The sequence below is a fragment of the Bifidobacterium sp. UTCIF-38 genome (assembly GCF_006454495.1).
Taxonomy (GTDB): domain Bacteria; phylum Actinomycetota; class Actinomycetes; order Actinomycetales; family Bifidobacteriaceae; genus Bifidobacterium; species Bifidobacterium callitrichos.
The window spans coordinates 143009-153073 of sequence record NZ_JFAL01000019.1 but is presented as its reverse complement, the minus strand read 5'-3'; the positions used below and the strand labels follow the sequence as shown (position 1 = coordinate 153073).

Annotated in this window: 8 protein-coding genes; 4 read left to right on the top strand and 4 right to left on the bottom strand. The window is 66.9% G+C overall.

Going from position 1 to position 10065, the window contains the following annotated elements; translation table 11 throughout:
• Window positions 1-28: 28 nt before the first annotated feature.
• Complete coding sequence (locus BW11_RS06940; RefSeq protein WP_140445059.1) at window positions 29-718, bottom strand: response regulator transcription factor; 690 nt, start codon at window positions 716-718, stop codon at window positions 29-31.
• Entirely contained in the window at window positions 715-2085 is a 1371-nt protein-coding gene (locus BW11_RS06935) for a sensor histidine kinase (protein WP_140445058.1), read from the bottom strand. Before BW11_RS06935 ends, BW11_RS06940 begins: the two co-directional genes overlap by 4 nt.
• A gap of 252 nt (window positions 2086-2337) precedes the next feature.
• Between BW11_RS06935 and BW11_RS06930 the strand changes: the two genes are divergently transcribed.
• From BW11_RS06930 to BW11_RS06920, 3 genes are read left to right on the top strand one after another with little or no spacing between them, the layout of a single operon-like run.
• Window positions 2338-3291 (top strand): ABC transporter ATP-binding protein, encoded by a 954-nt coding sequence (locus tag BW11_RS06930; RefSeq protein WP_140445057.1) that lies wholly within the window; start codon window positions 2338-2340, stop codon window positions 3289-3291.
• A 57-nt stretch (window positions 3292-3348) separates the two neighbouring features.
• On the top strand, window positions 3349-4572 hold the full coding sequence (locus BW11_RS06925) for an ABC transporter permease (protein WP_140445056.1): 1224 nt from the start codon (window positions 3349-3351) through the stop codon (window positions 4570-4572).
• Window positions 4559-5908, top strand: a complete 1350-nt coding sequence (locus BW11_RS06920) for an ABC transporter permease (protein WP_140445055.1) — start codon at window positions 4559-4561, stop codon at window positions 5906-5908. Before BW11_RS06925 ends, BW11_RS06920 begins: the two co-directional genes overlap by 14 nt.
• A gap of 16 nt (window positions 5909-5924) precedes the next feature.
• On the opposite strand, the gene BW11_RS06915 is transcribed toward BW11_RS06920, so the two are convergent.
• Window positions 5925-7412: an ATP-binding protein gene (locus BW11_RS06915; RefSeq protein WP_140445054.1), complete on the bottom strand. Its 1488-nt coding sequence runs from the start codon at window positions 7410-7412 to the stop codon at window positions 5925-5927.
• A gap of 140 nt (window positions 7413-7552) precedes the next feature.
• Here BW11_RS06915 and BW11_RS06910 point away from each other — a divergent pair, with 140 nt between their 5' ends.
• Window positions 7553-9034 carry a DUF1846 domain-containing protein gene (locus BW11_RS06910; RefSeq protein WP_140445053.1) on the top strand — a complete coding sequence of 494 codons (1482 nt, stop codon included), beginning with the start codon at window positions 7553-7555 and terminating at the stop codon, window positions 9032-9034.
• 201 nt (window positions 9035-9235) lie between these two features.
• Here BW11_RS06910 and BW11_RS06905 read toward each other — a convergent pair whose 3' ends face one another.
• A complete protein-coding gene (locus BW11_RS06905) occupies window positions 9236-10033 on the bottom strand; it encodes an AIM24 family protein (RefSeq protein WP_219846732.1) in 798 nt (265 codons plus the stop codon).
• Window positions 10034-10065 lie beyond the last annotated feature (32 nt).

The following is a 10065-nucleotide window of genomic DNA, read 5'->3' as shown; positions in this document are numbered from 1 at the left end:
GAAGACCGATTCCCTCCTGGATTCCCTTCTACCGGTGCGCGTTGATCCACAGGATCGCCAGCTGGGTGCGGTTGGACAGGCCCAGCTTGTCGAGCAGGGCGCTCACCCGGTTGCGCACGGTGCCCTCGCTCAGATACAGCCGATGCGCGATGTCCCGGTTGTCGAGTCCCTCGGCCACCAGCGATGCGATCTCACGTTCGCGATCGGTAAGATCGTCGACCGGTCCGTCCAGCGCGGGGGAGCTCCCGACGGGCGGAGCGGAGGTCCGCCTCGCCGTGGCGCCATTCGAATTGCCGGATGAGGCGACCGCATCGGTGAGCTTGCCGAGCACGTCCGATCCCATCACCACCTGTCCGGCCATCACCGACTGGATCGCCGGCGCCACTGCGGCCACGTCCTGCTTGATGAGATACCCCCTGGCACCGAGCGCCATGGCCTGGGCGATGTACGTGCGGTCGGCGAACGTCGTCAGGAACAGGATGCGCGCCGCCGGATCGCGCGCAAGGATCGCGCGCGCCGCGTCCAGCCCATCCATGCCGGGCATCTGGATGTCGATGAGCAGCACGTCCGGTCTGTCCGAAGGGGAGTCGAAATACCGGGATACGGCGGCCTGCCCGTCGTTCGCCGTCCACAGCACCTCCGCCGCGCCGGTGGCGGTGAGAATGGTCTGCAGCGACTGGCAGACGATCGGATCATCATCCACGATCGCGACGCTCACGATGCGCTCCCTTCCTGCTTGTCCTTGTCGTCCCTGTTCCCGTGCTTTTCGATGCGATCGCCGGCGTGTGCGGCCCACCGCGCCTTCGGCAGGGACACGAACACGCGCCACCCGTCGCCGTACGGTCCGCACAGGGCCGTGCCTCCCAGGGCCCGCGCCCGCGATTCGATGTCCGCGATCCCCATGCCACGGCCCTGCTCGCCGTCACCGCGTCCACGACCGTCCAGTAGAACGGCGGGGGCGGAATCCTTGGATGGCTTCGGTGCCGACGCCGCCGGCCCTGGATCCTGGACGACCAACTGCCACAGGGCCGGCAGGTCACGCAGCGTGACCTGCGCCTCGTGCGCGTCGCTGTGATGCACCACGTTGGACAGCGCCTCGCGGATCACCGTTGCGAAGCAGCGCGCCACGGGCGCCGGCGCGTCGGTGATGTCGTTCGTCAGCGAGACGCGGAAGCCGGGGGAGACTCCGTCGAACGATCGGACCGCGGCGTCGATCTGCGCGGCGAAATCGGTGCCGTCGTCCTCCAGATCATGCACGGACCGGCGCACCATCGTCATCGCGTCGTCCAACGTGGAGGACAGTGCGCCGAACCCCTGCGCCGCCATGTCGTCGCCGGTCGCCTCGGCCACCGCGCGCGACGCCTGCGCCTGCATGATCGCACGGGTGAGCAGATGGCCGACGTTGTCGTGGATCTCGCGGGCGATGCGCGTGCGCTCGCCGAGCGTGGCCAAGCGCACCGACTGCGCGCGCTCCTCGGCCACGTCGGCCAGCCGGATACGGTTCGCGCGGGAGCGTTCGCGCGCATCGTCCCGCAACCGCCGCGTCTCGCCGTGCAGCGAGGAGACGGCGCGCGACTCGAACCCCAGCGCGCATCCCACGCATGAGACGATGACGAGCAGCCCGACGAAGGCCGGGGCGGGCATGCCTGTCAGACCGGCCGAATCGACAAGACCGGACGATTCCGCGCCGGCCTGCCCCGGCCCGCCGGCCGTGACGAGGGACGCGATCAGGGGGATCATCGGCAGCAGCCACAGCCATCGCAGCAGCGGGATCGCCCGAAACACGACGGCGTCCCGCCACGCACCGGAACGTGCCGGTCGCACATCCGGCAGTGTCATGCGCGCCTCGTCATACGCGGCCAACGGCAGGAACAGTCGCCAGACCGGCACGAATGCGGCGACGATCACGAACATGGCGATCGACAGCCATGCGAGCCGGGTGGACGGCATCCACGCGACGGCGCTCGTCACCGACACTGCGGTCAGCAGTGCCACGACCAGGGTCTCGTCCACCGGCATGCGCGCGACCACGGCCAGCACCACGCCCAGCACGGCCAGCAGCGCCTTCTCGGTCATCGCACGCATACGCCCTCACCCCCGCTTCGGCTCGCCCGGCGTCCCGTTCCTCTCCGGTCACGTCTCGGTTCCCGCGTCGGAGGGGCGCATCCATCACCACAAGCCTACCCGCATCAAGCCGCCTGATCGGGGCAGACGCGCGAGGATCGCAACCCGTGACAAATGTCATCTCGCCTTGGGGCCGATCGTGACGTTTGCCGGTGGCCCCGACACCCCGCCGGACGGCATGATGGAACCAACCCAGACAGGAAAGGAGCGGACATGACGACCAACACCACGACCCCGGCGGTCAGCGTCTCCAAGCTCGTCAAACACTACGGCGACATGACGGCGCTCGACTACTTCGACCTCGACGTGCGCCAGGGCGAGATCTTCGGCCTGCTCGGACCCAACGGCTCCGGCAAGACCACCGCGATCAACTGCATCCTCGCCCTACTCGCCTACGAGGCGGGCGCCATCCGCGTCTTCGGCGAACCCATGACCCCCACCAGCTACGCGCTCAAACGCCGCATCGGACTCGTACCCCAGAACGTCGCCGTCTTCAACGAGCTCACCGTCGAGGAGAACATCGACTACTTCTGCTCCCTGTACGTGCCGAAGAAGGCCGAACGCGCCCCGCTCGTCGAACAGGCCATCGACTTCGCCGAATTGAGGGAATTCCGCAAGTATCGCCCCGGCAAACTCTCCGGCGGACTCCTGCGCAGGCTCAACATCGCCTGCGGCATCGCCCACAGACCCGACCTCATCTTCTTCGACGAACCCACCGTCGCGGTCGACCCGCAAAGCCGCAACGCGATCCTCGAAGGCATCCGGCGGCTCAACCGGGACGGCGCCACCATCATCTACACCAGCCACTACATGGAGGAGGTCGAGGAGATCTGCGACCGCATCCTCATCATGGACCACGGCCGGCACCTCGCCCTCGGCACCGCCGACGAACTCAAGAACATGATCGACACCGGCGAACGCATCACCATCGAGACCCTCGATCTGGACGACGACACCCTCACCGCCGTACGCGCGCTCGACTTCGTCACCGACGCCGCATGGGACGGCCGCGAACTCGACGTCACCTGCCGGCGGGGCGAGCACAACCTCGTCGACCTCATCGGCGTGCTGCGTGCGGGAGGCGCGAGCATCGGCCACCTCACCAGCCGGCCGCCCACCCTGAACGACGTGTTCCTCGAACTGACCGGCACGGCCCTGCGCGACTGACCCCACCCCACGCACCTACCCCACGCACCTCATGGAAACACGGAAAGGAGACGCACCATGTGGTCCACCTTCGTCATGACCCTCAGAACGAACCTGCAGGACAAAGCGTCGATGTTCTGGCTCATCGTCTTCCCCCTCGCGCTCGCCACCCTGTTCAACATGATGTTCGCCGACCTCGGCGAGCAATACGAGCTCAAGGCGGTGCCCCTCGCCACGGTCCAGGACGTGAACTGGAACAACGCCAAGGGGGCTTCCGCATTCATCGACGCGCTGTCGGGCGAAGCCAAGGACACCACCGGCATCAGCCGGTCGCTGCTCGAAGCGACCCCCGTCGACTCGGTCGACAAGGCCCGCGACCTCATCTCGAAGGGCGACGCGGACGGCTACCTGACCGTCGACAAGCAGGGGCGCATCACCCTGACCCTCGCCTCGGACACCGTCGCCGGCATGGACGGCTCCAGCGCGGCGGTCTCGGGCAAGTCCATCACCATCTCGGCCCTCGACGGCGCCATCAGCCTGTACAACCGCACCGACACGCTCACCCGCAAGCTCATCGCCGACAACCCCTGGGCCGCGACCAGCCGGACCTTCTGGGCCTCCATCGGCTCCACCACCGGCATGACCCGCGAGACCACGCTCACCAACTTCGCCCCCGACGTCGCCACACGGTACTTCTACGCGCTGCTCGCCATGGCATGCCTCATGGCGATGTCCTATTCGATCAGGGCCGTCGTCACCGCGCAGGCCAACCTGTCCGCACTGGGCATACGCCGTTCGATCGCGCCCCTGAGCCGCACGCGGCAGCTCATCGCCGGGTTCCTTGCCAGCTGGCTGTGCGCCTCGGTCTGCCTGCTCGTCGCGCTCGCCTACATCCGCTACGTCCTCGACGTCCCGTTCGGCGGACGCGAACCCGCCGCCGTCCTCGCCGTGGCGGTCGCCTCGTTCATGGCCTGCGCGTTCGGCACGATGATCGGCGCGATACCGAAACTCTCCCATGGGGTCAAGGTCGGCATGACCAGCGCCATCGCCTGCACCCTGTCGCTGTTCTCCGGACTGTACGGAGCGTTCGCGATGTCCCTGAGCGACTGGATCGCCCGCAACCTGCCCGTGCTCGCCCTCGTCAACCCCACCCAGCAGGTCGTGAACCTGTTCTACGACATCCTCTACTTCGACAGCTACCGTCCGTTCCTTGCCACCTGCGGCGTGCTCCTCGCCATGAGCGCACTGTTCCTCGCCGCGGGGGCGATCATGCTCAAGGAGCAACGCTATGAACACCTGTAAGGCCACGCTGCGCGTGCTCATCGCGCACCGCATCTACATCCTCATCTACCTGATCGGCATCGGCGTCATGATGCTCGCGCTCGGCGGCTCCCAACTGTCCGGGAGCCGCCCGGTCGGCGACACGTACACGCCCGGCAAAGCCGACGTTGCGGTCATCGACAGGGACGCCAACCGCGGGGGAGTGGCCGACGCGATGCGCGCCTACCTCGCCGTCGACAACGATCTGACCGACCTCGACGACGATCCCGAAACCTTGCAGCAGGCGGTCGCCTCGAACTGGGTGGACCTGATCGTCATCATCCCCGACGGGTACGCAGACAAGCTGGTCGACTCCGTCTCGTCGGAAGGCGGCAAGACACCCGAGGTCGAGACCGTCACCAGCTACACGTCCGGACTGGGCGCGATGGCTTCGATGGACGTCAGCGGCTTCCTGTCCCTGACCCGCACCGCGCTGATCGGCGGCAACGTCACGGTCGACCCCGCGCAGCCGTCCGAAGGCGCGCTCAAGGGCCTCGCCGTGGGTGACCTCAAGGCGGCGACGAAACGCGCCGTCGACACCGCCCGCGACAAGGCCGCGAACCACGCGATCGCCGTCGACCACAGCGCCGCCGATGCTTCCGCTTCCACCACCGAACGTACGCCCGACCGGGCCGCGGACGGATTCGGCGGTCTGATGGAGGTCGTGCTCTACCCGCTGTTCCTCGCCATGACCGTCTGCACATCCCTTGTGCTGGGCGTGTTCAATGCCGGCGAGACGCGCCGTCGCCTGTACGCCTCGCCGCAGCGTTCCTCGACGATGAGCCTGCAGCGCATGGCCACCCTGTGCGGGTTCGCGCTGGTCGTCGTGGCCGGCTACTTCGCCATCGTCCTTGCGATGATGGCCGCGGCCGGCGTGGACCCGAGCTCGCTCGCTCCGACCGGCGTGGCGATGACGGTCACGTCGACCTGCGTGTACGCGCTGATGACCGTCGCCTGCGGTTTCCTGCTCGGCGAATGCGGGTTCAACGACATCATGGCCAACGGGTTCGCGAACGTGTTCGGACTGGTCATCCTGTTCACCTCCGGCGTCACCTTCCCTCTGGACCTGATGCCCGCGCCGATGATCGCGCTCGGCAGGATGCTGCCCGGATGGTGGTACTGCGCCTCGATCGACGACGCGCTCGGCATCGGCTCGGCGTCGACCGACGGCGTGGATGCGATCGGCTGGGGACTGTCGATCGGAATCGTCGCCCTGTTCGCCGTGGCGTTCGTCTGCATCGGACTCGCCGTCGGACGCGTCAGGCGCCTGCGCCCGGCGTCATTCGCCTCGACGACCACGCAGCTGACCGAGGCGTGAGCAGTCACATGGCCGCTCACGCGGTCTTAAGCCGATAGCGCTGGGTCGGGTCGTCCCGGAACCTCACCTGGATGACCCGACCTTCCTTCAACAGTTCGCGCATGCCGGAGGTCGCCGCCAGAGGCGTCAACTGCAGTTCGCGCAGGATCTCCTTCAGACTCATCGCGGAATGGCGTTCCAGCACGTCGAGGATCGCCTTCGACACGTCGCCGGTCGACCCGCGTTTGGTGGTGCGATGCCGGGTGATCGTCATCGTGAACGTGTTGATCGTGTTGCGCGTGGTCGCCGGTTCGATCCCCGCCTCGCGCAGGGTCGCCGCGATCCGCTGGTAGCCGTCGCCGCCCTCCGGGTTCACGTAGCCGCCGTTCGGATACGGGGTCGACTCGAGTAGCGTGAACAGGAACTGGTTCCTCGTGGAGACGAACGGCACGCCCGTGACCGGGTGCGGGTTGGCGAGCACGTCGTGCGTGACCGTGCCGAACAGGCCGCCCGGGTTCGTGATCTCGATGCGGTCCGTGAACACGTTGATCCGCACCTGCGTACCGCGTGCGTCGGGGGAGTAGTCGCGGTGCGTGAGCGCGTTCGCGATCGCCTCGCGCAGGACGGTCGGCGGATAGTCGGGCTTCTTCGCGCCGATCCAGCGCATCAGCGACTCGACCGCGTCATCGATCATCACCGGGATCGAACCGACCACACTGCCCGAGTAGACGAGGCGCTCGTCGCCTCGGAACACGTCGTCGCGGTCCGTGCCGGGAAACACGGCGATCGAGATGGACAGGCGCGGATAGAACTTCTGCGGATAGCGGCCCAATGCGAGCAGACCGGCCAGCGTGGGCCTGAGGACGCCGCCGACCCCGAGGGTCTCGGCCGCCGAATCGTCGTGGCGCAGTATCTCCAGATCAAGCATCATGTCCGTGTCGGAGCGTCCGGCGAACACGTGCGGATGCTGCTCGCGCACCCGCGTGAGCAGGCCGTCGACCAGCGTCGGATCGAGGTCGTCCGGCGTGGCGCCGGACACGATGTCCACATCGTAGGTGGGCTGCAGATGCTCCTCGATGAGCCTGTCGACCTCGTAGGAGGTCATGCGCCGGTCACCGTCGCCGGTGCGGATGTAGGAGCCGGTGTGCGGTCCCAGCGCCGTGATGAAGCACGGCTTGTCGCGCGGCAGCATCTCGTCGACGCGCGCGAACACGAGATTCGTCCCCTCGAACGGGCAGGTGACGATCACCGGACGGACCACCGGGGTCATCTTCTCGCACGCCTGACTCAGCGCCTCCTGCATGGAGCGCGCGTTGAAGCCCTCGACCGGCGTGAACCCCTCCTTCTCGGACAGGCCGAGGATGATCCAGCCGCCCGAACCGTTCGAGAACGCGGACAGCGTGTCCGTGATGGTCGAGGAGATCTTGCGCTTGCACTCCTTGACCTCGCACTGCTGCGTATCGTTGCCGATCGCGCGCATCAGCTCGATCAGCTCGGTCATCTTCGCGGTGTAGTCATCGACCATGACGGGGCCTCCTTGCCACCATTGTGCCGCACGCCTGCGCCCTCGCACCCCGTTCCGACCCTCCCGAACGTCCGGTTCATGGAGAATTCATCTATAATTCTTCCGTTCAGTTCGCGCCGTTCGAAAGGTTGCCACAGCACATGCGACAGGGATTCGACAACGACAAGTACATCGAAATGCAGGCCGCGAGGATCCGCGAGCGGATCGACCGCTTCGGCGGCAAGCTCTATCTGGAGTTCGGCGGCAAGCTGTTCGATGACCATCACGCGGCGCGCGTGCTGCCCGGATTCGAGCCGGACGTCAAGTTCCGCATGCTCTCCAGCCTCGTCGACGACGTGGAGATCGTCATCGCGGTCAACGCGAACCACATTGAGAAGGCCAAGACGCGAGGCGACCTCGGCATCACCTACGACGAGGATGTGCTGCGTCTGATCGACGTGTTCCGTTCGCGCGGCTTCCATGTCGGTTCGGTGGTGCTCACCCAGTATGCGGGTCAGCCCGCCGCCGAGGCGTATCGGCGTCGTCTCGCCCAGCTGGGCGTCACCTGCTATCTGCACTATCCGATCGCCGGCTATCCGCATGACATCGAACGCATCGTCTCGGACGAGGGGTACGGACGCAACGACTATATCGAGACGAGCCGCCCGCTCGTCGTCGTCACCGCTCCGGGGCCGGGCTCCGGCAAGCTCGCCACGTGCCTGTCGCAGCTCTACCACGAGCATCGTCGCGGCGTGAAGGCCGGGTACGCGAAGTACGAGACGTTCCCGGTGTGGAACCTGCCGCTCAACCATCCGGTGAACATCGCCTACGAGGCGGCCACGGTCGATCTGGATGACGCGAACATCATCGACCCGTTCCAGCTGGAGGCGCACGGCGAGACCACCGTCAACTACAACCGCGACGTCGAGGCGTTCCCGGTGCTCAAGGCCATGATGGAGCGGATCATGGGTCAGAGCCCCTACCAGAGCCCCACCGACATGGGCGTCAACATGGTCGGCTATGCGATCAGCGACGACGAGGCGTGCCGCGAGGCCGCGAATCTCGAGATCGTGCGCCGCTACTTCACCGCGGCCGTGCAGTTCAAGCGCACCGGCGAGGGCGAGGATCAGGTCGAGCGTCTGCGTTCGATCATGAAGAAGGCCGGCGTCGACGAGGATCTCTCCCCGGCGCGTGCGGCGGCGCTCGGCCGCGAGCGGGAGACCGGCGCTCCGGCCGGCGCGATGGTGCTGCCCGACGGCAGGGTCGTCACCGGTAGGACCGGCACGCTGCTCGGCGCGGCGAGCGCACTGCTGATGAACGCGCTCAAGGCCGTCACCGGAGTGGACGACGATCTGCTGGTGATCGACGACAAGGCGATCGAGCCGATCTGCCGTCTGAAGACCGAACACCTCAACAGCGTGAACCGTCGACTGCATTCCGACGAGACGCTGATCGCACTGTCCATCACGAGTTCGACGGATGAGACTGCGGCCCGTGTGATCGCAGGCCTTGAGCGCCTGCGCGGCTGCGACGCCTTCTTCTCGGTCATCATCTCGGCGGCCGACGAGGCGCTCTACCGCAAGCTCGGCATCAACGTCTCCTGCGAGCCCAAGTACGAACGCGTGAGCCTCTACCACAAGTAGGCGGGGCGACCCCCTGTTTTCGTACGCCTGCCATCCCGCAGCGTACGAAAACAGGGGGTGAAGTTGATAAGATCCCGTTCCCCGTACGTCTCCATCACCTCAGCGTACGGAGAACGGGGTGCCATGCCGGTTGACCCCGGGAAACGTACCGGAGTCGCCCCGACGCCGGACCCAGTGGCCTACGGACCCACTCACACCCATTCACACCGTGCCGGTGCCGGCGTTCGGGTTGAAGGTGGGGGAGGCGACCGGCGCGAGCAGCACGCGGCCGGTGCCTCGGTACACGTTCACGAGTCCCTCGCCGCTGGCGGCCGAGCCGATCAGCGACTTGCCGGAGCGCTCCACCGTGAACTGGAGTCCCGTGGTCCACGCGATGGCGAAATTGCCGTCGACCTTCAGCTCATCGTCCTCCAGATCAATGGTGACGAGTTCGGATGCGGGGACGGGCGATTCCAGCGCGACCGTGCCCTGCCCCTGCAACGCGAGGTTGAACAGGCCCTCGCCGCCGGCGACCATCGCGCTCGGACGGGAGACCATCACGGCCCGCTGTTGCACGGTCGATTCGCATGCGTAGAACAGGCCGTCGTTGACGGTCATCGAGCCGCCCATCTGCGCCGGGTCGATGAGCAGGATGTGCCGGTACGTCGGTTCGAGCACGAGCATGCCGACACCCTGGTATTCGGGCTTGATGGCCGATTCCTTGGTGACCGCGCCGCGCGCCATCTTGCCGAGGAAGTCGCCCACGCCCTTCACGCCCGTGGTCGCCTGGACGTGCCCGGCCGTCCACTGCATGGCGCCGGCCTGCACGGTGATGCCGGTCTTCCCGTCGAGCGTGCACACCACCTGACGGCGTCGCACGTTCATCTCGGACGCGAAGTAGGCGGCCGCCGCGCCGCCGTAGTCGACGGACAGGTCGCGCTTCCATTCGATGACCTGGAACGCGCCCTGCCGCGCGACGATGTCGACGTCGTCGTTGTCGGTGAAATTGTAGATCCTCACGATGTGCTCCTTTGCCCGGATGGCTCCCAGAT

What these genes read in the sequence shown, in the direction of transcription:
- BW11_RS06920 (WP_140445055.1), top strand. Translation starts at nt 4,559, where the DNA reads ATGAACACCTGTAAGGCCACGCTGCGCGTGCTCATCGCGCACCGCATC.
- BW11_RS06930 (WP_140445057.1), top strand. Translation starts at nt 2,338, where the DNA reads ATGACGACCAACACCACGACCCCGGCGGTCAGCGTCTCCAAGCTCGTC.
- BW11_RS06925 (WP_140445056.1), top strand. Translation starts at nt 3,349, where the DNA reads ATGTGGTCCACCTTCGTCATGACCCTCAGAACGAACCTGCAGGACAAA.
- BW11_RS06910 (WP_140445053.1), top strand. Translation starts at nt 7,553, where the DNA reads ATGCGACAGGGATTCGACAACGACAAGTACATCGAAATGCAGGCCGCG.
- BW11_RS06935 (WP_140445058.1), bottom strand. Translation starts at nt 2,085, where the DNA reads ATGCGTGCGATGACCGAGAAGGCGCTGCTGGCCGTGCTGGGCGTGGTG.
- BW11_RS06915 (WP_140445054.1), bottom strand. Translation starts at nt 7,412, where the DNA reads ATGGTCGATGACTACACCGCGAAGATGACCGAGCTGATCGAGCTGATG.